This window comes from Pseudomonas sp. GNP012 (assembly GCF_054343835.1).
In genome coordinates this window covers 3,649,667-3,671,011 of the sequence record NZ_JBTGUU010000001.1, presented here as the reverse complement: position 1 = coordinate 3,671,011, position 21,345 = coordinate 3,649,667, and the positions used below count along the sequence as shown (strand labels likewise).

Sequence of the window (21,345 nt, the reverse complement as noted above, 5' to 3'; positions counted from 1 at the left end):
AAGACAGCGCTTACTTGCGGTCTTCCAGCTTGGTGATGTCACGCGACTCGTAGCCGGTGTACAGCTGGCGCGGACGGCCGATCTTGTACGGGCTGGAGAGCATTTCCTTCCAGTGGGAGATCCAGCCGACGGTCCGCGCCAGGGCGAAGATCACGGTGAACATGCTGGTTGGAATGCCGATCGCCTTGAGGATGATCCCCGAGTAGAAGTCGACGTTCGGGTACAGCGAGCGCTCGATGAAGTACGGGTCGGTCAGGGCGATCTCTTCCAGGCGCATGGCCAGTTCGAGTTGCGGATCGTTCTGGATGCCCAGTTCCTTCAATACTTCGTCGCAGGTCTGCTTCATGACGGTGGCGCGCGGGTCGCGGTTTTTGTAAACGCGGTGACCGAAGCCCATCAGTTTGAACGGATCGTTCTTGTCCTTGGCCTTGGCGATGAACTTGTCGATGTTCGAAACATCGCCGATTTCATCGAGCATGGTCAGTACGGCTTCGTTTGCACCGCCGTGGGCAGGGCCCCACAGTGCGGCGATGCCGGCAGCGATACAGGCGAACGGGTTGGCGCCCGAGGAACCCGCCAGGCGCACGGTGGACGTCGAGGCGTTCTGCTCGTGGTCGGCATGGAGGATGAAGATCCGGTCCATGGCCTTGGCGAGTACCGGGCTGATCGGTTTGATCTCGCACGGGGTGTTGAACATCATGTGCAGGAAGTTTTCCGCGTACGACAGGTCGTTGCGCGGGTACATCATGGGTTGGCCCATGGAGTACTTGTAAACCATCGCTGCCAGGGTCGGCATCTTGGCAACCAGGCGGATCGCGGAGATTTCGCGATGCTGCGGGTTATTGATGTCCAGGGAGTCGTGGTAGAAGGCCGAGAGGGCGCCGACTACGCCACACATGACGGCCATCGGGTGGGCGTCGCGACGGAAACCGTTGAAGAAGGTCTTCAACTGCTCGTGAACCATGGTGTGGTTTTTCACGGTGCTGACGAACTGGGCCTTCTGTTCTGCGGTCGGCAGTTCGCCGTTGAGCAGCAGATAGCAGGTTTCCAGGTAGTCCGACTTTTCAGCCAGCTGTTCGATCGGGTAGCCGCGGTGCAGCAGGATGCCGTTGTCGCCGTCGATATAGGTGATCTTCGATTCGCACGAGGCGGTCGACATGAAACCTGGGTCAAAAGTGAAACGGCCCGTGGCCGTCAGGCCCCGAACATCGATAACATCGGGACCAACGGTGCCGGTTAAAATGGGCAGCTCGACGGGGGCTGCGCCCTCGATGATCAACTGCGCTTTTTTGTCAGCCATGTGGCCTCCTATTTATGCTTGAAATCATCAGACAGACCCCCCACGCAGGGCCCGCACCACTATAGTGAGATAAATTCGAATGTCAATTTGCCTAAAGTCTTGCTCCAGAAGGCTTTAACCGGACTTTTTTCTCGAAATTGGCTGCCATTTACGCCTTTTATGTCGGTTGCGCAATCAGCTGTTTGGGTTAGGTCTTTGCGTTGTCATTAGTAGCCTAACTGTCTATACTCGGCCACCGACCGCCAGGGGCTTTTGGGCCTGCTTTATTGGGGGTCGCATCCCTGGGTGGTGGTTACCTGACCAGTGCACTCCCCAACAACTTTGCCCTGATTGTTAGGGGCTCTTCAGTGTGAAAAAAAAGCCGTGAAAAGCCAACGACCTGTAAACCTAGACCTAAGGACCATCAAACTCCCCATCACCGGCGTTACGTCGTTTCTTCACCGTGTTTCCGGCATCATCCTCTTCCTGGGCCTTGGCTTCATGCTTTATGCATTGGGCAAATCCCTGGGTTCCGAGGAAGGTTTTGCCGAGGTGAAGGCATGCTTGACCAGCCCGCTGGCCAAGTTCGTAGCATGGGGCCTCCTGTCCGCTCTTCTGTATCATCTGGTAGCCGGTGTGCGCCACTTGATCATGGATATGGGCATCGGTGAGACGCTGGAAGGCGGCCGCCTGGGCTCGAAAATTATCATCGCCGTTTCCGTGGTGTTGATCGTTCTGGCAGGAGTTTGGATATGGTAACCAGCGTTACGAACCTTTCGCGTTCCGGTCTTTATGACTGGATGGCGCAACGTGTGTCTGCGGTCGTTCTCGCGGCTTATTTCATCTTCCTGATCGGATACCTCGCAGCGAACCCGGGCATTGGCTACGACCAATGGCACGGCCTGTTCGCCCACAACGGGATGCGTATCTTCAGTCTGCTGGCCCTCGTTGCCCTGGGCGCTCACGCCTGGGTCGGCATGTGGACCATCGCGACCGACTACCTGACGCCAATGGCGCTGGGCAAGTCCGCGACTGCAGTACGTTTCCTTTTCCAGGCAGTATGCGGCGTTGCGATGTTCGCTTACTTCGTCTGGGGTGTGCAGATTCTCTGGGGTATCTGATTCATGGCTAACATTCCAACGATTTCTTTCGACGCCATCATTATTGGTGGTGGCGGTGCCGGCATGCGCGCAGCGCTGCAACTGGCACAAGGTGGTCACAAGACTGCCGTGATCACCAAAGTGTTCCCGACCCGTTCGCACACTGTATCCGCCCAGGGCGGCATCACCTGCGCGATCGCGTCTGCGGATCCGAACGATGACTGGCGCTGGCACATGTACGATACCGTCAAGGGTTCCGACTACATCGGTGACCAGGACGCTATCGAATACATGTGTCAGGAAGGTCCGGCCGCCGTTTTCGAACTGGACCACATGGGTCTGCCGTTCTCGCGTACCGAACAAGGTCGTATCTATCAGCGTCCGTTCGGTGGCCAGTCCAAGGACTACGGCAAGGGCGGCCAGGCTGCGCGTACTTGCGCTGCCTCCGACCGTACCGGTCACGCACTGTTGCACACCCTCTATCAGGGCAACCTGAAAGCCGGTACCACGTTCCTGAACGAGTACTACGCTGTCGATCTGGTGAAGAACGGCGAAGGCGAGTTCGTCGGTGTGATCGCGATCTGCATCGAAACCGGTGAAACCACCTACATCCGCGCCAAAGCCACCGTGCTGGCGACCGGCGGTGCAGGCCGTATCTACGCGTCGACCACCAACGCCCTGATCAACACCGGTGACGGCGTTGGCATGGCGCTGCGTGCCGGTGTACCGGTACAAGACATTGAAATGTGGCAGTTCCACCCGACCGGTATCGCCGGCGCCGGTGTACTGGTTACAGAAGGCTGCCGTGGTGAAGGTGGATACCTGATCAACAAGCACGGCGAGCGTTTCATGGAGCGTTACGCTCCGAACGCCAAGGACCTTGCCGGTCGTGACGTTGTTGCCCGTTCGATGGTTAAAGAGATCATCGCCGGCAACGGTTGCGGTCCGAATGGCGACCACGTAATGCTCAAGCTCGACCACCTGGGCGAGGAAGTGCTGCACAGCCGTCTGCCAGGCATCTGCGAACTGTCGAAGACTTTCGCACACGTTGACCCGGTTGTTGCTCCGGTTCCGGTTGTTCCGACCTGCCACTACATGATGGGCGGCGTTGCCACCAACATTCATGGCCAGGCGATCACCCAGAACGCCGAAGGCGTCGACCAGATCATCCCTGGTCTGTTTGCCGTGGGCGAAGTGGCTTGCGTATCGGTTCACGGTGCCAACCGTCTGGGCGGCAATTCGCTGCTCGACCTGGTGGTATTCGGCCGTGCTGCCGGCCTGCACCTGGAAAAGGCGCTGACCGACGGTATCGAGTACGACGACGCTACCGAAGCCGACATCGAAGCTGCCCTGTCGCGCCTGAACGCACTGAACAACCGTACTGATGGTGAAGACGTGGCTACCCTGCGTCGCGAGCTGCAAAGCTGCATGCAGAACTACTTCGGTGTATTCCGTACCGGCGAATACATGCAGAAAGGTATTGCCCAGCTGGCTGAGCTGCGCAAGCGCATTGCCAACGTGAAGATCAACGACAAGTCGCAGGCGTTCAACACTGCCCGTATCGAAGCGCTGGAACTGCAAAACCTGCTGGAAGTGGCCGAAGCTACCGCTATCGCTGCTGAAGTTCGCAAAGAGTCCCGCGGCGCTCACGCCCGTGAAGACTTCGAAGATCGTGACGACGAAAACTGGCTGTGCCACACCCTGTACTTCCCGGGTGACAAGCGCGTCACCAAGCGTGCCGTGAACTTCTCGCCGAAGACTGTTCCGACTTTCGAACCTAAAGTCCGGACTTATTAAGGGTGACCGCCATGTTGCAAGTCAGTGTATATCGTTACAACCCTGATCAGGACGCTGCGCCGTTCATGCAGGAATTCCAGGTCGATACCGGTGGTAAAGACCTGATGGTGCTGGACGTGCTGGCCCTGATCAAAGAGCAGGACGAAGGTTTCTCCTATCGTCGCTCTTGCCGTGAAGGTGTTTGCGGTTCCGACGGCATGAACATCAACGGCAAAAACGGCCTGGCGTGCATCACGCCGCTGTCTGCCGTCGTAAAAGGTAACAAGTTGATCGTTCGTCCTCTGCCAGGTTTGCCGGTTATCCGTGACCTGGTCGTCGATATGAGCATCTTCTACAAGCAATACGAGAAGGTTAAGCCATACCTGCAGAACGACACGCCGGCTCCGGCCATCGAGCGTCTGCAGTCCCCTGAAGAGCGTGAAAAGCTGGACGGTCTGTACGAGTGCATCCTGTGCGCTTGCTGCTCGACTTCATGCCCGTCCTTCTGGTGGAACCCGGACAAGTTCCTGGGCCCGGCTGCCCTGCTGCAAGCGTACCGCTTCCTGGCAGACAGCCGTGATACCAAGACGTCCGAGCGTCTGGCTTCGCTGGATGACCCGTTCAGCGTATTCCGCTGCCGCGGGATCATGAACTGCGTCAACGTATGTCCGAAAGGCCTGAACCCGACTAAGGCCATCGGTCACATCCGTAACATGTTGCTCTCGAGCGGCGTGTGATTCAGCTGCTGTACCCGCTGTACCCGTAGATGCTGCGGCGCAGGCTTCAACCGGCGCCGTAGTTTTAACCTGAGCAGCAGCTTAAAAGGCTGCGGCTCTTATTTTGAAGAAATGAGACAAGCAGGGGCATCCGGGCTGGTACCCGGACTATCAGTGTGATCCTAGTGGCTTGTTTTGGTCGCTGCATTCGGACTTCTGCAAGTTTGCTCGGTGTCGACACCGGTGGTGTTCCCCTAACCGAGGGTGACCAAGCATGCAAGAAAGCGTGATGCAGCGCATGTGGAACAGTGCCTACCTATCCGGTAGTAACGCTGCCTATGTGGAAGAGCTTTATGAGCTCTACCTGCACGACCCTAACGCTGTGCCAGAAGAGTGGCGCACCTACTTCCAGAAGTTGCCTGCTGACGGCAACTCTGCCACCGATGTTTCGCACTCCACAATTCGCGATCATTTCGTCTTGCTGGCAAAGAACCAGCGCCGCGCCCAACCGGTTTCCGCCGGCAGCGTGAGCAGTGAGCACGAGAAGAAGCAAGTTGAAGTGCTGCGATTGATCCAGGCCTACCGTATGCGTGGCCACCAGGCAGCCCAGCTTGACCCGCTGGGACTGTGGCAGCGTCGTGCACCTACAGACCTGTCGATCAATCATTACGGCTTGACCAATGCCGATCTTGATACGACCTTCCGTGCCGGCGACCTGTTCATCGGCAAAGAGGAAGCGAGCCTACGCGAAATTCACGAAGCGTTGCAGCAGACATATTGCCGCACCATCGGCGCCGAGTTCACGCATATCACCGATTCCGAGCAGCGCCAGTGGTTCCAGCAGCGTCTGGAAAGCGTGCGCGGCCGTCCGACGTACTCCGCCGACATCAAGAGCCACCTGCTCGAGCGCGTGACCGCCGGTGAGGGCCTGGAAAAATACCTGGGCACCAAATACCCGGGTACCAAGCGTTTCGGTCTGGAAGGCGGCGAAAGCCTGATTCCGATGCTCGACGAGCTGATCCAGCGTTCCGGTTCCTACGGCACCAAGGAAATCGTCATCGGCATGGCCCACCGTGGCCGTCTGAACGTGCTGGTCAATACCTTCGGCAAGAACCCGCGCGAGCTGTTCGACGAGTTCGAAGGCAAGAAGAAGGTCGAGCTCGGTTCCGGTGACGTGAAATATCACCAGGGCTTCTCGTCCAACGTGATGACCACCGGCGGTGAAGTTCACCTGGCGATGGCGTTCAACCCGTCCCACCTGGAAATCGTTTCCCCGGTGGTCGAAGGTTCGGTTCGCGCCCGTCAGGATCGTCGCAACGACCCGACCGGCGAGAAGGTTCTGCCGATCTCCATCCATGGTGACGCTGCTTTCGCAGGTCAGGGCGTGGTCATGGAAACCTTCCAGATGTCGCAGACCCGCGGTTTCAAGACCGGCGGTACCGTGCACATCGTGATCAACAACCAGGTCGGTTTCACCATCAGCAACCCGCTGGACTCGCGTTCCACCGAGTACGCGACCGACGTTGCGAAAATGATCCAGGCGCCGATCCTCCATGTGAATGGTGATGATCCGGAAGCCGTATTGTTCGTGACCCAGCTGGCCATCGACTACCGCATGCAGTTCAAGCGTGACGTGGTGATCGACCTGGTCTGCTACCGTCGTCGCGGCCACAACGAGGCCGACGAGCCAAGCGGCACCCAGCCTCTGATGTATCAGCAGATCACCAAGCAGCGCACCACCCGTGAGCTGTATGCCGATCGCCTGACTCAGGCCGGTGTGCTGGATGCAGAGCGTGTTCAGGCGAAAGTCGACGAATACCGCAACGCGCTGGACAACGGTCTGCACGTTGTGAAGAGCCTGGTCAAAGAGCCGAACAAGGAACTGTTCGTAGACTGGCGTCCGTACCTGGGTCACACCTGGACCGCACGTCACGACACTCGCTTCGATCTGAAGACCTTGCAGGAACTGTCCGCCAAGCTGCTGGAAATCCCGGAAGGCTTCGTGGTTCAGCGCCAGGTTGCCAAGATCTACGAAGACCGCCAGAAGATGCAAGCCGGTGGCCTGCCGATCAACTGGGGTTACGCCGAAACCATGGCGTACGCGACCCTGGCGTTCGAAGGTCACCCGATTCGCATGACTGGCCAGGACATCGGCCGCGGTACGTTCTCGCACCGTCACGCTGTCCTGCACAACCAGAAAGACGCGGGTACCTACATCCCGCTGCAGAACCTGTACGACGGTCAGCCGCGTTTTGACCTCTACGACTCGTTCCTGTCCGAAGAAGCGGTATTGGCGTTCGAGTACGGTTACTCGACCACCACGCCGAATGCCCTGGTTATCTGGGAAGCCCAGTTCGGCGACTTCGCCAACGGCGCCCAGGTTGTAATCGACCAGTTCATCACCAGTGGCGAGCACAAGTGGGGCCGTCTGTGCGGTCTGACCATGCTGCTGCCGCACGGTTATGAAGGTCAGGGTCCGGAGCACTCCTCGGCTCGTCTGGAGCGTTACCTGCAGCTGTGCGCCGAGCACAACATTCAGGTGTGCATGCCGACGACGCCGGCTCAGATCTACCACTTGCTGCGCCGTCAGGTGATTCGCCCGCTGCGCAAACCACTGGTAGTCCTGACTCCGAAGTCGCTGTTGCGCCACAAGCTGGCCATCTCGACGCTGGAAGATCTGGCCGAAGGTTCGTTCCAGACCGTCATCCCGGAAATCGATGCCCAAGACCCGAAAAAGGTCGAGCGCGTTGTTCTGTGTAGCGGCAAGGTCTACTACGACCTGCTGGAAAAACGCCGTGCCGAAGGTCGTGACGACATCGCCATCGTGCGTATCGAGCAGCTGTACCCATTCCCTGAGGACGACTTGAAAGAAGTCCTGGCTCCTTATACCAACGCCAAACATGCCGTCTGGTGTCAGGAAGAGCCGATGAACCAGGGTGCGTGGTACTGCAGCCAACACCACATGCGTCGCAGCATCAGCAACCTCAACAAGTCTCTCGTACTCGAGTACGCGGGCCGTGAGGCTTCTGCTGCACCAGCATGCGGTTACGCATCGATGCACGCCGAACAGCAGGAAAAACTGCTGCAAGACGCCTTTACTGTTTAACGCCTTCGCGCACCTGAAACCGAATTTAAGGAACCACAGACAATGGCTATCGAGATCAAAGCCCCCACTTTCCCGGAATCGGTTGCCGATGGCACCGTTGCCACCTGGCACAAACAACCGGGCGATGCGGTCAAGCGCGACGAACTGATCGTCGACATCGAAACCGACAAAGTCGTGCTGGAAGTGCTGGCTACTGCTGACGGCGTGCTGGGCGCTATCGTCAAGAACGAAGGCGACACCGTTCTGTCCGACGAAGTCCTGGGCTCCATCGTTGAAGGCGGCGCTGCTGCTGCCGCTCCGGCTGCCGCTGCTGCTCCGGCCGCTGCTGCCGCAGCTCCGGCTGCCGGCGCTGACGAAGACGCTATCGCCGCTCCAGCCGCTCGCAAGCTGGCCGAAGAGAACGGCATCAACCTGGCTTCCGTCAAAGGTACCGGCAAAGATGGCCGTGTCACCAAGGAAGACGTGGTTGCCGCTGTCGAAGCCAAGAAAACCGCTCCTGCTGCCGCACCTGCCAAGGCTGCTGCTCCTGCTGCCGCTGCTCCTGTGTTCGCTGCTGGCGACCGCATCGAGAAGCGCGTGCCGATGACCCGCGTTCGTGCCACCGTGGCCAAGCGTCTGGTTGAAGCCCAGTCGAACATGGCGATGCTGACCACTTTCAACGAAGTCGACATGACCGAAGTCATGGCGCTGCGTTCGAAGTACAAGGACCTGTTCGAGAAGTCCCACAACGGTGTGCGCCTGGGCTTCATGTCCTTCTTCGTGAAAGCGGCTACCGAAGCACTGAAGCGCTTCCCGGCTGTCAACGCCTCGATCGACGGCGGTGACATCGTTTACCACGGCTACGCTGACGTCGGCGTTGCAGTTTCCAGCGATCGCGGCCTGGTTGTACCGGTTCTGCGTAACGCCGAACTGATGAGCCTGGCTGAAATCGAAGGCGGCATCGCCACCTTCGGCAAGAAAGCCCGCGACGGCAAACTGTCGATGGACGAAATGACCGGTGGTACTTTCACCATCACCAACGGCGGTACTTTCGGTTCGATGATGTCGACCCCGATCGTCAACCCGCCACAAGCCGCCATCCTGGGCATGCACAACATCATCCAGCGTCCTATGGCCATCAACGGTCAGGTCGTTATCCGTCCGATGATGTACCTGGCACTGTCCTACGATCACCGCCTGATCGATGGCAAAGAAGCTGTGACCTTCCTGGTGACCATCAAGAACCTGCTGGAAGATCCGGCTCGTCTGTTGCTGGATATCTGATAGAAGCAGCCATGAGCTGCAAGCCCGTGCTGTCGGAAAACCCGCAGCCTGGCTTGCCGCTCGCGGCTTGAAGCTTTTCGCTAAAGAGGATTTTTTGAATGTCGCAGAAATTTGACGTAGTAGTGATCGGCGCTGGCCCTGGCGGCTATGTGGCTGCCATCAAGGCCGCCCAGCTTGGTCTTTCGACGGCCTGCATCGAGAAGTACACCGACAAGGAAGGCAAACTGGCTCTGGGCGGTACTTGCCTGAACGTCGGCTGCATTCCATCCAAGGCCCTGCTGGACAGCTCGTGGAAATTCCACGAAGCCCAGGACGGTTTCGCGATCCACGGTATCAATCACGCTGGCGTGACCATGGACGTGCCAGCGATGGTCGGCCGTAAAGCCAACATCGTCAAAGGCCTGACCTCCGGCGTTGCGACCCTGTTCAAAGCCAACGGTGTGACCTCCATCCAGGGTCACGGCAAGCTGCTGGCCGGCAAGAAAGTCGAAGTCACCAAGCCTGATGGCTCGGTAGAAATCATCGAAGCCGAAAACGTCATCCTGGCACCAGGTTCGCGTCCGATCGACATTCCGCCAGCTCCGGTTGACCAGAATGTGATCGTCGACTCCACCGGCGCCCTGGAATTCCAATCCGTTCCAAAACGTCTGGGCGTGATCGGCGCTGGCGTGATCGGTCTGGAACTGGGTTCGGTCTGGTCGCGTCTTGGTGCAGAAGTGACTGTCCTGGAAGCCCTGGACACCTTCCTGATGGCAGCTGACACCGCTGTTTCCAAGGAAGCGCTGAAAACCCTGACCAAGCAAGGTCTGGACATCAAGCTGGGCGCTCGCGTCACCGGTTCCAAAGTGAACGGCGACGAAGTCGTGGTGAACTACACCGATGCCAACGGCGAACAGAACATCACTTTCGACAAGCTGATCGTAGCCGTTGGTCGCCGTCCGGTGACCACTGATCTGTTGGCTGCCGACTGCGGCGTGACCCTGGACGAGCGTGGTTTCGTGCACGTTGACGATCACTGCGCCACCACCGTACCGGGCGTTTACGCCATCGGCGACGTGGTTCGCGGCATGATGCTGGCGCACAAGGCGTCCGAAGAAGGCATCATGGTTGTCGAGCGCATCAAGGGCCACAAGGCCCAGATGAACTATGATTTGATCCCGTCGGTTATTTATACTCACCCGGAAATCGCGTGGGTTGGTAAAACCGAGCAGGCCTTGAAAGCTGAAGGCGTTGAAGTTAACGTCGGCACCTTCCCGTTCGCAGCCTCCGGCCGTGCCATGGCTGCCAACGACACCGGTGGTTTCGTCAAGGTCATCGCAGATGCCAAGACAGACCGCGTACTGGGCGTCCACGTGATTGGCCCAAGCGCTGCCGAACTGGTTCAGCAGGGCGCGATCGGTATGGAATTCGGCACCAGCGCTGAAGACCTGGGCATGATGGTTTTCTCCCATCCGACCCTGTCTGAAGCCTTGCACGAAGCTGCTTTGGCAGTGAATGGCGGCGCCATCCACATCGCCAACCGCAAGAAGCGTTAAGAGATAATAAGAAACCACGGCGGTTTGGCCCGTCGTGAGCCTTGCATGCAAGACTCACCGCGGAATATCCGCTGGACGCAGTCTTGCATAGCTCAGCTATGCAAGCAGCAGTCACAGGTGGTGCGGCACTTGAATAAGTGCAGCACCGAATGCGCAGTACCTAACGAAGACGGTAATAAGCATGAATCTTCACGAGTATCAGGGTAAGCAGCTGTTCGCTGAGTACGGCCTGCCAGTATCCACCGGTTACGCGGTAGACACCCCGGAAGCAGCAGCAGAAGCTTGCGACAAAATCGGCGGCAGCGAGTGGGTTGTCAAAGCCCAGGTCCACGCCGGTGGTCGCGGTAAAGCGGGCGGCGTCAAGCTGGTTCGCAACAAAGAAGACGCCAAAGCCTTCGCACAGCAGTGGCTGGGCAAGCGTCTGGTGACTTACCAGACTGACGCCAATGGTCAGCCAGTCACCAAGATCCTGGTTGAATCGTGCACTGATATCGCTAAAGAGCTGTACCTGGGCGCTGTCGTTGACCGTTCGAGCCGTCGCATCGTGTTCATGGCTTCCACCGAAGGTGGCGTGGACATCGAGAAAATCGCTCACGACACTCCAGAAAAAATTCTGAAAGCCACTATCGATCCACTGGTTGGCGCTCAGCCATTCCAGGGTCGTGAGCTGGCTTTCCAGCTGGGTCTGGAAGGCAAGCAAGTTGCCCAGTTCGCCAAGATCTTCGTAGGTCTGGCCAAACTGTTCCAGGATCACGATCTGGCCCTGCTGGAAGTGAACCCGCTGGTGATCAAGGCTGACGGCGATCTGCACTGCCTGGACGCCAAGATCAACATCGACGCTAACGCCATGTACCGTCAGCCTAAGCTGAAGACTTTCCACGATCCGTCGCAAGACGATCCGCGCGAAGCGCACGCTGCCAAGTTCGAACTGAACTACGTAGCGCTGGAAGGCAACATCGGTTGCATGGTCAACGGTGCTGGCCTGGCCATGGGTACCATGGACATCGTCAACCTGCATGGCGGCAAGCCAGCCAACTTCCTCGACGTGGGCGGCGGTGCTACCAAGGAACGCGTTACCGAAGCGTTCAAGATCATCCTGTCCGACACTAACGTCGCAGCAGTACTGGTCAACATCTTCGGCGGCATCGTTCGTTGCGACATGATTGCCGAAGGCATCATCGGCGCGGTGAAAGAAGTCGGCGTGAAAATCCCGGTTGTTGTTCGCCTTGAAGGCAACAACGCTGAGCTGGGCGCTAAAGTACTGGCAGAAAGCGGTTTGAACATCATCGCTGCTACCAGCCTGACCGACGCTGCTCAACAAGTCGTTAAAGCTGCGGAGGGCAAATAATGAGCGTCCTGATCAATAAAGACACCAAAGTTATCTGCCAGGGTATTACCGGTTCGCAAGGTAGTTTCCACACCCAGCAAGCCATCGAGTACGGCACCAAGATGGTTGGTGGTGTAACTCCAGGCAAAGGCGGCACCGAGCACCTGGGTCTGCCAGTGTTCAACACCGTTAAAGACGCAGTCGCTGCCACTGGCGCTACCGCCAGCGTGATCTACGTTCCGGCTCCTTTCTGCAAGGACTCGATCCTGGAAGCTGCTTTCGGCGGCATCAAGCTGATCGTCTGCATCACCGAAGGCATTCCTACCCTGGACATGCTGGACGCTAAAGTTAAGTGCGACGAGCTGGGTGTTACCCTGATCGGCCCTAACTGCCCAGGCGTGATCACTCCAGGCGAATGCAAGATCGGCATCATGCCAGGTCACATTCACTTGCCAGGCAAGGTCGGTATCGTTTCCCGTTCCGGCACCCTGACCTACGAAGCTGTGAAGCAGACTACTGACGCCGGTTTCGGTCAGTCGACTTGCGTCGGCATCGGTGGTGACCCGATCCCGGGTTCGAACTTCATCGACATCCTGAAGCTGTTCCAGGAAGACCCGAAGACCGAAGCGATCGTGATGATCGGTGAGATCGGCGGTTCGGCTGAAGAAGAAGCGGCTGCCTACATCAAGGCACACGTGACCAAGCCGGTTGTTTCCTACATCGCTGGTGTGACTGCTCCTCCGGGCAAGCGCATGGGCCATGCTGGCGCAATCATCTCTGGCGGCAAAGGCACTGCAGACGAGAAATTCGCTGCTCTGCAAGACGCAGGCGTTAAAACCGTGCGTTCGCTGGCAGACATCGGCAAGGCCCTGGCCGAGCTGACTGGTTGGGCTGTCAAGTAAGCCTCGCGCTTGGCTGACGCTTTACCAGACAAAGGCCACCTTCGGGTGGCCTTTGTCGTTTCCGGGATATGTGTTGATCGAACTGACGCCTTCGCGAGCAGGCTCGCTCCCACATCGGAATGCGTCCACCTGTGGGAGCGAGCCTGCTCGCGAAGACGGACTTACAGTCGACAATCATTAACATGTAAAAACGCGACACAAAGATGTCGTATATCGGATAGTTCGCCCTCTAACAGTGCGTTTCTGATCCAAATTCGTTAGGCTACGCGCCATTTTTGCGTCTGCGGCCCACAAGGCACCAACGCGCTAAAAGGGTCGGTCTTATACGGACTGACAGCATTTCCCTCACCCATAGGGAAATCCCTCTCTAAATTCCGATTCAGTAGTGTGGTATTTCCTTAATGAAAGTGTTGAAAGGCCAGGACATCCTGGCACTTGGTTTTATGACGTTTGCCCTGTTCGTCGGGGCTGGCAACATCATCTTCCCGCCTATCGTCGGTTTACAGTCCGGGCCTAATGTCTGGATGGCGGCGCTGGGTTTCCTGGTCACGGCCGTTGGTCTGCCGGTGATCACCGTTGTGGCGCTGGCGAAGGTCGGCGGCGCAATGGATGCCTTGAGCAGCCCGATCGGTAAAGTCGCCGGTGGCCTGTTGGCAGCGGCCTGCTACCTCGCTGTTGGCCCGCTGTTCGCGACGCCACGTACCGCGACGGTATCCTTCGAAGTGGGCCTGGCACCGCTGACCGGCGAGAGCCCGCTGGCATTGTTCCTGTACAGCTCGGTTTACTTCCTGCTGGTGTTCTTTATCTCGCTGTACCCAGGCCGTTTGCTGGATACCGTAGGGCGCTTCCTCGCTCCGCTGAAGATCATTGCCCTGGCCGTGCTGGGCATTGCAGCATTCGCCCTGCCGGCCGGAGACATTGGCCAGGCCACGCCTGAATACGTGGCGGCGCCGTTTTCCCAAGGTTTCATCAATGGTTACCTGACCATGGATACCCTGGGCGCCCTGGTGTTCGGCATCGTCATCGTCAACGCCATTCGCTCCCGCGGCGTCGAGTCGCCGGCACTGATCACCCGTTATGCGATCATCGCCGGCCTGATCGCCGGCGTCGGCCTGGCGCTGGTTTACGTCAGCCTGTTCCGTCTTGGTTCGGGCAGCCATGAAGTGGCCGCTGGCGCTACCAATGGCGCGGCGGTGCTGCACGCTTACGTGCAGCACACCTTCGGTTCGCTGGGCAGTGGTTTCCTGGCCGTGCTGATTTCCCTGGCGTGCCTGGTGACCGCGGTCGGCCTGACCTGTGCCTGCGCCGAGTACTTCAGCCGAGTGCTGCCGCTGTCCTACAAGACACTGGTGGTCATCCTCGCGGTGTTCTCGCTGCTGGTGTCCAACCTGGGCCTGACCAAGCTGATTGCGTTCTCGATCCCGGTGCTCACCGCGATCTACCCACCGTGCATCGTTCTGGTGGCGTTGAGCTTCTGCAAGGACTTCTGGCATGAGCAGGGTCGTATCCTCGGCCCGGTCATGCTGGTGTCGTTCCTCTTCGGCCTGATCGACGCCCTCAAGGGTGCAGGCCTGGCGGACTGGATGCCGACGCAAATGGCCCACCTGCCGCTGAGCGAGCAGGGCCTGGCCTGGCTGGTGCCTTCGGTGATGACGCTGGTGGTTGCCGTTGTCTGCGACCGTCTGCTGGGCAAGCGCGAAGAAGCGCTGGCTTAAGCTTTACCGGCTCGTCACAAAACAGAAATGCCCCGTATCAATCGATACGGGGCATTTTTTTTGTGAGGGATGCGGTGTCTTTTGCGTTGAGCTAACGTCGAAGCATTGCAAATCCTGATGTGGGAGCGGGCTTGCTCGCGAAGACGGTGGGTCAGTCAACATCAATGTTGAATGATAAGCCGCCTTCGCTAGCAAGCCCGCTCCCACGGGGATTCGGTACTCCTCTTGCACATCACAAGGACCTGCATGTCGTTCATCCAAGCCAACCTGATCCACATACTTGCCGCCATCTGGTTCGTCATCTGCTGGGGCGGGTACACCCGTTATGCCACCTGGAAAGGCCGTGACACCGCGTGCCTGGCCAGTGTGCTGCACCTCTATCGTGAAGACTGGATGCGCCGCATGCTGCTGCGCGACAACCGCATCGCCGATGCCAGCGTGATCGGCAACCTGGAACGCAACGCTTCGTTCTTCGCTTCCAGTACGTTGATTATCCTGGCCGGTATTCTCACGGTGCTGGGGGCTTCGGAAAGGGCGGTATCGTTGCTGGCGGATATCCCGATGGTGCAACAGGCGTCCCAGGGCATGTCGGAAATCAAGTTACTGTGTCTGGCGCTGGTGTTTGTCTATGCGTTCTTCACGTTCAGCTGGTGCATGCGCCAGTACAACTTTGCGGCGGTACTGGTGGGGTCGGCGCCAATGGTCGGCGAGCGTCTTGTGTCGGAGCAAGAGCGCAAGGCGTTTGCTTCCCGTGCGGCCCGCGTCATCTCCATGGCCGCCAACCAGTTCAACTTCGGGCTGCGTTCCTACTATTTCGGCATGACCATGCTGGCCTGGTTTGTCAGCCCCTGGTTGTTCATGTTGATGAGTGCCGGCGTGGTATTTGTGTTGTACCGTCGCGAGTTTCATTCCGACGTTCTCGACGTGATGGTCTATACCCCTACAGAGGCGCCATCGCCCGAGGTCATCAAAGAGGCTGCTTGATGAGTATTCCGTTCTGGTGCGTGTTTATCAGTGCCGTACTGATTTACGTGGCGCGTATGCCCGTGACCAAGGCCATGAAAGAGCAGGGTGGTTACAACAATCACCTGCCGCGCCAGCAGCAAGGCCAGCTCACCGGTTTCGGTGCCCGTGCGCTGGCGGCGCACCAGAATAGTTTTGAAGCCTTCATATTGTTTGCGGTGGGTGTGTTGATGGCGCATACAACGCAGACGGCAGGCTGGCTCATCGATTTGCTCGCGATCATCTTTGTGATCGCTCGGGTTATTTATCTGGTGTGTTACTGGAAGGACCTGGCCTGGCAACGCAGTCTGGTCTGGCTGGTGGGATTAATCTGCTCGCTGTTGCTTATGATTAGTCCGACTTTTCGAACGATTTTGCTCTAAGAATTTTTTGCAGGCAAAAGAAAACCCGCACTTGGCGGGTTTTCTTTTGTCACGCTAAAAACCGGATTAGTTCTTAGGCGCTTCCGGAGCGGCTGGAGTGGCCGGAGCAGCCTCTTTTGCCGCTTCCGCGTTCGATTCAGCCTGAGCTTTGGCAGCTTCGGCGTTTTCTTTCGCCGCGTCGTTCACTTTATCCTGAGCTTTGCTCATGTCTTGCTGAGCTTGCTCAGCATGTTTGTTAGCTTCTTGAGCTTTGTCCTCGGATTTTTTATCGCAGGCAGCGAGACCGAGGGAAGCGGTCAACATCAAGGCAATAGCTAAAGTCTTACGCATGGGGTGTTTCTCCTGATGAAAAGCATGTACTGGCATTAAGAGCTCACACATCAGGGTTAAGTTCCTTAATTCTTTCAGATATATAAGTTTTGTTCTAATGCGGAACTTTTACCCCGACTGCCACCGCATTGCACGAACGTAAACAAGAGTGTTTATCAAATGGCTGAGAACCCCGTTTTTGAGCAAGCGAAGCGCTTTTTGTCGGCGCTGCGACATTGTCAGGTACTTGGACTAAGCGTTCACAGCGCCAGCAACGAAGGACTGACGATCGTGCTGCCGTACAGCCCACAGATCGTTGGCAATCCCGAAACCGGCGTGATTCATGGCGGGGCACTGACCTCGCTGATGGACACGGCCTGTGGCATGGCGACGCTCTGTGTGCTCCCGGAGTTCGAAGTCTGTCCGACCCTCGACCTGCGCATCGACTACATGCACGCCGCCGAACCGCACAAGGACGTCTACGGCTTCGCCCAGTGCTACCGGGTCACCACCGACGTGATTTTTGCCCGTGGCTTCGCCTATCAGGATGATCCCGGGCAACCCATTGCCCATGTGATGGGCACATTCATGCGCATGGGCAAGAACATTAAAGGCACCAAGGGCTTTGGTGGCGCGGTTGCCGGAGGTGCGCAATGAGCGAGTCGCTGAAGGATCAATTGCAAAAGGCCCATGAGCAGGGTGATTACGCCTCGCTGCTGGGTTTGATTCCCTATGCCCGGCTGATCGGCGTCGAATGTTCACGGGTGGGCGATGAGCTGCTGTTCAAGCTGCCGGCGAGCAAGGACAACATCGGTAACCCATTGCTGCCGGCGATTCATGGCGGTGTGATCGCCGGGTTCATGGAATTGGCAGCGGCGCTGCACCTGCTGGTGTTTACCGGATCGCCCGGGGTGCCGAAGATCATCGACTTCTCCCTGGATTACCTGCGAGCCGGGCAGTTTCGCGACACCTGGGCCCGATGCCAGGTTTGCCGCCAGGGGCGGCGGGTTGCCAACGTGGCGATTACCGCCTGGCAAAGCACTGAGGCCGAACCCATCGCCACGGCCCGTGCACATTTCAAACTCGAGGAGCCCTTGAAATCCTGAACTCAGCCCCAAACTCTGATGACAACCCGCCGCTGACCCTCAAGGTCGCGGCTTATGCCATCTGATTGGAGTTTGATGACCATGAGTGTGGAAACTCAAAAGGAAACCCTGGGCTTCCAGACCGAGGTGAAGCAGCTGCTGCATCTCATGATCCATTCGCTGTATTCCAACAAGGAAATTTTCCTTCGCGAATTGATCTCGAACGCCTCTGACGCTGTCGACAAATTACGTTTCGAAGCCCTGGCCAAGCCAGAGCTGCTGGAAGGCGGCGCCGAACTGAAAATCCGCGTGAGCTTCGACAAGGACGCTAAAACCGTCACCCTCGAAGACAACGGTATCGGCATGAGCCGCGAAGATGCGATCACCCACCTGGGTACCATCGCCAAGTCCGGCACCGCCGATTTCATGAAGCACCTGACCGGCGACCAGAAGAAAGACTCGCACCTGATCGGCCAGTTCGGTGTCGGTTTCTACTCCGCCTTCATCGTCGCCGACAAGGTCGATGTGTACAGCCGTCGTGCCGGCAGCGCTGCCAGCGAAGGCGTGCACTGGTCGTCCAAGGGCGAAGGCGACTTCGAAGTCGCGACAATCGACAAGGCCGAGCGCGGCACTCGCATCGTCCTGCACCTGAAATCCGGTGAAGACGAGTTCGCCGATGGCTGGCGCCTGCGCAACATCATCAAGAAATACTCCGACCACATCGCCTTGCCGATCGAGTTGCCCAAAGAAGTGGCAGCCGCCGAAGGCGAAGAGAAGCCTGCCGTTGAATGGGAAACCGTCAACCGCGCCAGCGCTCTGTGGACCCGTCCGCGTACCGAGATCAAGGACGAGGAATACCAGGAGTTCTACAAGCACATCGCTCACGATTTCGAAAACCCGCTGAGCTGGAGCCACAACAAGGTCGAAGGCAAGCTGGAATACAGCTCGCTGCTGTACGTGCCGACCCGTGCTCCGTTCGACCTGTACCAGCGTGAAGCGCCAAAAGGCCTGAAGCTGTACGTGCAGCGCGTATTTGTCATGGATCAGGCCGAATCCTTCCTGCCGCTGTACCTGCGCTTCATCAAGGGTGTGGTCGACTCCAACGACCTGTCGCTGAACGTGTCGCGGGAAATCCTGCAGAAAGACCCGATCATCGACTCCATGAAGTCGGCGCTGACCAAGCGCGTGCTGGACATGCTGGAGAAACTGGCGAAAAACGAGCCTGAGCAATACAAGGGCTTCTGGAAAAACTTTGGTCAGGTCATGAAGGAAGGCCCGGCAGAAGATTTCGCCAACAAGGAAAAAATCGCCGGTCTGCTGCGTTTCGCATCGACCCAAGGCGACGATGGCGAGCAGGTTGTCGGCCTGGCCGAGTACCTGGCGCGCGCCAAGGAAGGTCAGGACAAGATCTACTACCTGACCGGCGAAACCTACGCGCAGGTCAAGGACAGCCCGCACCTGGAAGTCTTCCGCAAGAAAGGCATCGAAGTGCTGCTGTTGACCGACCGCATCGACGAGTGGCTGATGAGCTACCTCAGCGACTTCGACGGCAAGAGCTTCGTCGACGTGGCGCGCGGTGACCTGGACCTCGGCAACCTGGACTCGGAAGAAGACAAGAAGGCCGCGGAAGAAGTCGCGAAGTCCAAGGAAGGTCTGGTTGAGCGTCTGAAAACTGCACTGGGCGAATCCGTTGCGCAAGTTCGGGTGTCCCATCGCCTGACCGATTCGCCGGCGATCCTGGCCATCGGCGAGCAGGACCTGGGCCTGCAGATGCGCCAGATCCTCGAAGCCAGCGGGCAGAAGGTTCCGGATTCGAAGCCGATCTTCGAGTTCAACCCGGCTCACCCGCTGATCGAGAAGCTCGACAACGAGCAGAGCGATGAGCGCTTCGGCGATCTGTCGCACATCCTCTTCGATCAGGCGGCCCTGGCGGCCGGCGACAGCTTGAAAGATCCGGCGGCCTATGTGCGCCGTCTGAACAAACTGTTGGTCGAGCTATCAGCTTAACTGTGTTGTAGAAAAACCCGCTTCGGCGGGTTTTTTCATTCTGGTGTTCAACAATCAGGAGTCAGAAATGAGCCAAATCACTGTACGTTCCGTTGCCTATCAGATTGATGGCCAGGCCTACGAAAGCCGTCTGGCCTTCGATGCCGACCATAAAGGCCCGCGTCCGGGCTTGTTGATGGCACCGAACTGGATGGGCGTCAGCGCCGGTGCCGAGGAGATCGCCAGGTCCGTGGCGGCCAAGGGCTACGTGGTGCTGATCGCCGACCTTTACGGGCAATCACTTCGTCCGTCGAACAATGACGAGGCCGGGGCGGCAATGATGCCGTTGAAGAATGACCGTGGGTTACTGCGCAAGCGCATGCAGGTGGCGTTTGAACAGTTGCAGAGCCAGGGCGAGGCGGCAGTCGATACGTCGAAGCTGGCGACCTACGGTTTCTGTTTCGGCGGCTGCTGTGCCCTGGAATTTGCCCGTACCGGTGCGCCGGTGAAGGCCGCGGTATCCTTCCACGGCACGCTGGACACACCGAATCCGGCCGACGCGAAAAACATCAAGGGTAAGGTCCTGGTCCTGCACGGTGCCTCCGATCCACTGGTGCCGAAGGAGCAGTTGCCGGCGTTCGAAGATGAAATGAACGCGGCCGGTGTGGACTGGCAGTTGCTGAGCTACGGCGGTGCGTTTCACTCGTTCACCGACCCGCACGCCAAGGTGCCGGGCATGATGATGTATGACGCCAAGGTGGCTGCCCGGGCGTTCACGTCGATGCATAACTTGCTGGATGAAGTGTTCAGGGGCTGACCATGACTTGGTCGGTGTGAGTGCCGGCTCCTTCGCGGGCAAGCCCGCTCCCACAGGGATTTGGTCCATGCGCAATTTTTGCGGACAACATGGAAACTGTGGGAGCGGGCTTGCCCGCGAAGGCGGCCTGACTAACGATAGAAAAACTAAGGCAATTCGATCCTCTCACTTTCTCCCGGCACCGTCGGCCAGTCCCCGACCGCCCAGCGCCGGCGCGCTTCATCAATCGCCGCCGGATCGCTCGCGACAAAATTCCAGTTGATCCGCCGTGGCCCGTCCAGCGGCGCGCCGCCAAACAGCACGGCGTGACTGTCGCTTTCAGCAAACAGGGTCAACTCTTCTCCGGCAGGCAGTACCACCAGCGAAAGCGGTTCTATCAGCTCGCCATCCAGTTGCACCTCGCCGCTCAACACATACAGCGCACGTTCTTCATGCTCGGTGGGAATCAGTAATGTCGTCGCCGTTTGCAGGTGCAGTTCCGCGTACAACGTAGGAGAAAGCACCGGCACCGGTGACTCCAGGCAAAAGCCCGACCCGGCAATCATGCGGATCTTCACCCCCAGGTTTTCGCTGACTGGCAAGGTGGACGCCGGATGGTGGCTGTAATGCCCCGGCCCCTGTTCTTTTTCCTTGGGCGATGCCAGCCATATCTGCAAACCGTGCATCGTGAAGCCGCTCTCCTTGAGAGCCTCGGGCGTGCGTTCGACGTGGGCAATGGCGCTGCCGGCCGTCATCCAGCTGACATCGCCGGTATCAACAACCTGATCGGAACCCAGGCTGTCCTTGTGCTGGATTTGCCCCTGGAACAAATAGGTCAGGGTGGACAGGCCGATGTGTGGGTGCTGGCGGATATTCATGCCTTTTCCCGGCGGATAACGGGTTTCCAGCATGTGATCGAAAAACACGAATGGCCCGACGCTGCGGCACTTGGCGGATGGCAGTGGACGCAGGATCGGCTGACCTTCGACGTCTTCGGTGCGGGGGCGGATCACGAGCGGAGTGTTCATGGTGCGTTCCAGGCTGAGCGGGCGATGCGTTCGAGCA

At 58.3% G+C, this 21,345-nt stretch carries 19 protein-coding genes; 16 read left to right on the top strand and 3 right to left on the bottom strand.

Annotated features, from left to right (window positions below; all coding sequences use genetic code 11):
- Positions 1 to 10 precede the first annotated feature (10 nt).
- Positions 11 to 1,300, bottom strand: coding sequence for a citrate synthase (gene gltA / locus ACXX83_RS16475; RefSeq protein ID WP_007977501.1), 1,290 nt, complete (start codon positions 1,298 to 1,300; stop codon positions 11 to 13).
- Between the two features lie 363 nt (positions 1,301 to 1,663).
- Between gltA and sdhC the strand changes: the two genes are divergently transcribed.
- From sdhC to ACXX83_RS16415, 12 genes are all read left to right on the top strand, one after another.
- Complete coding sequence (gene sdhC / locus ACXX83_RS16470) at positions 1,664 to 2,038, top strand: succinate dehydrogenase, cytochrome b556 subunit (protein ID WP_015096190.1); 375 nt, start codon at positions 1,664 to 1,666, stop codon at positions 2,036 to 2,038.
- A complete protein-coding gene (sdhD, locus tag ACXX83_RS16465; RefSeq protein WP_007977503.1) occupies positions 2,032 to 2,400 on the top strand; it encodes a succinate dehydrogenase, hydrophobic membrane anchor protein in 369 nt (122 codons plus the stop codon). Before sdhC ends, sdhD begins: the two co-directional genes overlap by 7 nt.
- A gap of 3 nt (positions 2,401 to 2,403) precedes the next feature.
- Positions 2,404 to 4,176 (top strand): succinate dehydrogenase flavoprotein subunit, encoded by a 1,773-nt coding sequence (gene sdhA / locus ACXX83_RS16460; RefSeq protein WP_015096189.1) that lies wholly within the window; start codon positions 2,404 to 2,406, stop codon positions 4,174 to 4,176.
- An 11-nt stretch (positions 4,177 to 4,187) separates the two neighbouring features.
- Positions 4,188 to 4,892 (top strand): succinate dehydrogenase iron-sulfur subunit, encoded by a 705-nt coding sequence (locus ACXX83_RS16455; protein ID WP_003223007.1) that lies wholly within the window; start codon positions 4,188 to 4,190, stop codon positions 4,890 to 4,892.
- Positions 4,893 to 5,145: 253 nt separating this feature from the next.
- A complete protein-coding gene (locus ACXX83_RS16450; protein ID WP_015096188.1) occupies positions 5,146 to 7,977 on the top strand; it encodes a 2-oxoglutarate dehydrogenase E1 component in 2,832 nt (943 codons plus the stop codon).
- Between the two features lie 42 nt (positions 7,978 to 8,019).
- Entirely contained in the window at positions 8,020 to 9,240 is a 1,221-nt protein-coding gene (odhB, locus tag ACXX83_RS16445) for a 2-oxoglutarate dehydrogenase complex dihydrolipoyllysine-residue succinyltransferase (protein ID WP_458549096.1), read from the top strand.
- Between the two features lie 98 nt (positions 9,241 to 9,338).
- Positions 9,339 to 10,775 (top strand): dihydrolipoyl dehydrogenase, encoded by a 1,437-nt coding sequence (gene lpdA, locus ACXX83_RS16440; protein WP_007977515.1) that lies wholly within the window; start codon positions 9,339 to 9,341, stop codon positions 10,773 to 10,775.
- 181 nt (positions 10,776 to 10,956) lie between these two features.
- Entirely contained in the window at positions 10,957 to 12,123 is a 1,167-nt protein-coding gene (gene sucC / locus ACXX83_RS16435) for an ADP-forming succinate--CoA ligase subunit beta (RefSeq protein WP_003223015.1), read from the top strand.
- Positions 12,123 to 13,004: a succinate--CoA ligase subunit alpha gene (sucD, locus tag ACXX83_RS16430; protein ID WP_003223019.1), complete on the top strand. Its 882-nt coding sequence runs from the start codon at positions 12,123 to 12,125 to the stop codon at positions 13,002 to 13,004. Before sucC ends, sucD begins: the two co-directional genes overlap by 1 nt.
- Before the next feature lie 401 nt (positions 13,005 to 13,405).
- Entirely contained in the window at positions 13,406 to 14,719 is a 1,314-nt protein-coding gene (brnQ, locus tag ACXX83_RS16425; RefSeq protein WP_407799468.1) for a branched-chain amino acid transport system II carrier protein, read from the top strand.
- A 246-nt stretch (positions 14,720 to 14,965) separates the two neighbouring features.
- A complete protein-coding gene (locus ACXX83_RS16420) occupies positions 14,966 to 15,703 on the top strand; it encodes a DUF599 domain-containing protein (protein WP_015096184.1) in 738 nt (245 codons plus the stop codon).
- Positions 15,703 to 16,104, top strand: a complete 402-nt coding sequence (locus ACXX83_RS16415) for an MAPEG family protein (protein ID WP_458549095.1) — start codon at positions 15,703 to 15,705, stop codon at positions 16,102 to 16,104. Before ACXX83_RS16420 ends, ACXX83_RS16415 begins: the two co-directional genes overlap by 1 nt.
- A 66-nt stretch (positions 16,105 to 16,170) precedes the next feature.
- Here ACXX83_RS16415 and ACXX83_RS16410 read toward each other — a convergent pair whose 3' ends face one another.
- On the bottom strand, positions 16,171 to 16,434 hold the full coding sequence (locus tag ACXX83_RS16410; RefSeq protein ID WP_104449973.1) for a hypothetical protein: 264 nt from the start codon (positions 16,432 to 16,434) through the stop codon (positions 16,171 to 16,173).
- A gap of 159 nt (positions 16,435 to 16,593) precedes the next feature.
- On the opposite strand from ACXX83_RS16410, the gene ACXX83_RS16405 reads away from it, so the two are divergent.
- The 4 genes from ACXX83_RS16405 to ACXX83_RS16390 all read left to right on the top strand — a co-directional run bounded on the left by ACXX83_RS16405 (position 16,594) and on the right by ACXX83_RS16390 (position 20,301).
- Positions 16,594 to 17,070 carry a PaaI family thioesterase gene (locus tag ACXX83_RS16405; RefSeq protein ID WP_217835956.1) on the top strand — a complete coding sequence of 159 codons (477 nt, stop codon included), beginning with the start codon at positions 16,594 to 16,596 and terminating at the stop codon, positions 17,068 to 17,070.
- A complete protein-coding gene (locus ACXX83_RS16400; protein WP_217835955.1) occupies positions 17,067 to 17,519 on the top strand; it encodes a PaaI family thioesterase in 453 nt (150 codons plus the stop codon). The genes ACXX83_RS16405 and ACXX83_RS16400 overlap by 4 nt, the downstream gene beginning before the upstream one ends.
- An 81-nt stretch (positions 17,520 to 17,600) precedes the next feature.
- Entirely contained in the window at positions 17,601 to 19,505 is a 1,905-nt protein-coding gene (gene htpG / locus ACXX83_RS16395; RefSeq protein ID WP_458549094.1) for a molecular chaperone HtpG, read from the top strand.
- Between the two features lie 67 nt (positions 19,506 to 19,572).
- Complete coding sequence (locus tag ACXX83_RS16390) at positions 19,573 to 20,301, top strand: dienelactone hydrolase family protein (protein WP_458549093.1); 729 nt, start codon at positions 19,573 to 19,575, stop codon at positions 20,299 to 20,301.
- A 146-nt stretch (positions 20,302 to 20,447) separates the two neighbouring features.
- Here the strand turns inward: ACXX83_RS16390 and ACXX83_RS16385 are convergent, their stop codons facing one another.
- A complete protein-coding gene (locus ACXX83_RS16385; protein ID WP_458549092.1) occupies positions 20,448 to 21,308 on the bottom strand; it encodes a pirin family protein in 861 nt (286 codons plus the stop codon).
- Positions 21,309 to 21,345 lie beyond the last annotated feature (37 nt).

Coding starts and splice junctions, on each gene's coding strand:
- ACXX83_RS16455 (WP_003223007.1), top strand. CDS start 4,188: ATGTTGCAAGTCAGTGTATATCGTTACAACCCTGATCAGGACGCTGCG.
- ACXX83_RS16385 (WP_458549092.1), bottom strand. CDS start 21,308: ATGAACACTCCGCTCGTGATCCGCCCCCGCACCGAAGACGTCGAAGGT.
- gltA (WP_007977501.1), bottom strand. CDS start 1,300: ATGGCTGACAAAAAAGCGCAGTTGATCATCGAGGGCGCAGCCCCCGTC.
- ACXX83_RS16405 (WP_217835956.1), top strand. CDS start 16,594: ATGGCTGAGAACCCCGTTTTTGAGCAAGCGAAGCGCTTTTTGTCGGCG.
- ACXX83_RS16410 (WP_104449973.1), bottom strand. CDS start 16,434: ATGCGTAAGACTTTAGCTATTGCCTTGATGTTGACCGCTTCCCTCGGT.
- brnQ (WP_407799468.1), top strand. CDS start 13,406: ATGAAAGTGTTGAAAGGCCAGGACATCCTGGCACTTGGTTTTATGACG.
- lpdA (WP_007977515.1), top strand. CDS start 9,339: ATGTCGCAGAAATTTGACGTAGTAGTGATCGGCGCTGGCCCTGGCGGC.
- sdhA (WP_015096189.1), top strand. CDS start 2,404: ATGGCTAACATTCCAACGATTTCTTTCGACGCCATCATTATTGGTGGT.
- ACXX83_RS16390 (WP_458549093.1), top strand. CDS start 19,573: ATGAGCCAAATCACTGTACGTTCCGTTGCCTATCAGATTGATGGCCAG.
- sucC (WP_003223015.1), top strand. CDS start 10,957: ATGAATCTTCACGAGTATCAGGGTAAGCAGCTGTTCGCTGAGTACGGC.
- sucD (WP_003223019.1), top strand. CDS start 12,123: ATGAGCGTCCTGATCAATAAAGACACCAAAGTTATCTGCCAGGGTATT.
- ACXX83_RS16415 (WP_458549095.1), top strand. CDS start 15,703: ATGAGTATTCCGTTCTGGTGCGTGTTTATCAGTGCCGTACTGATTTAC.
- sdhD (WP_007977503.1), top strand. CDS start 2,032: ATGGTAACCAGCGTTACGAACCTTTCGCGTTCCGGTCTTTATGACTGG.
- ACXX83_RS16400 (WP_217835955.1), top strand. CDS start 17,067: ATGAGCGAGTCGCTGAAGGATCAATTGCAAAAGGCCCATGAGCAGGGT.
- odhB (WP_458549096.1), top strand. CDS start 8,020: ATGGCTATCGAGATCAAAGCCCCCACTTTCCCGGAATCGGTTGCCGAT.
- htpG (WP_458549094.1), top strand. CDS start 17,601: ATGAGTGTGGAAACTCAAAAGGAAACCCTGGGCTTCCAGACCGAGGTG.
- ACXX83_RS16420 (WP_015096184.1), top strand. CDS start 14,966: ATGTCGTTCATCCAAGCCAACCTGATCCACATACTTGCCGCCATCTGG.
- ACXX83_RS16450 (WP_015096188.1), top strand. CDS start 5,146: ATGCAAGAAAGCGTGATGCAGCGCATGTGGAACAGTGCCTACCTATCC.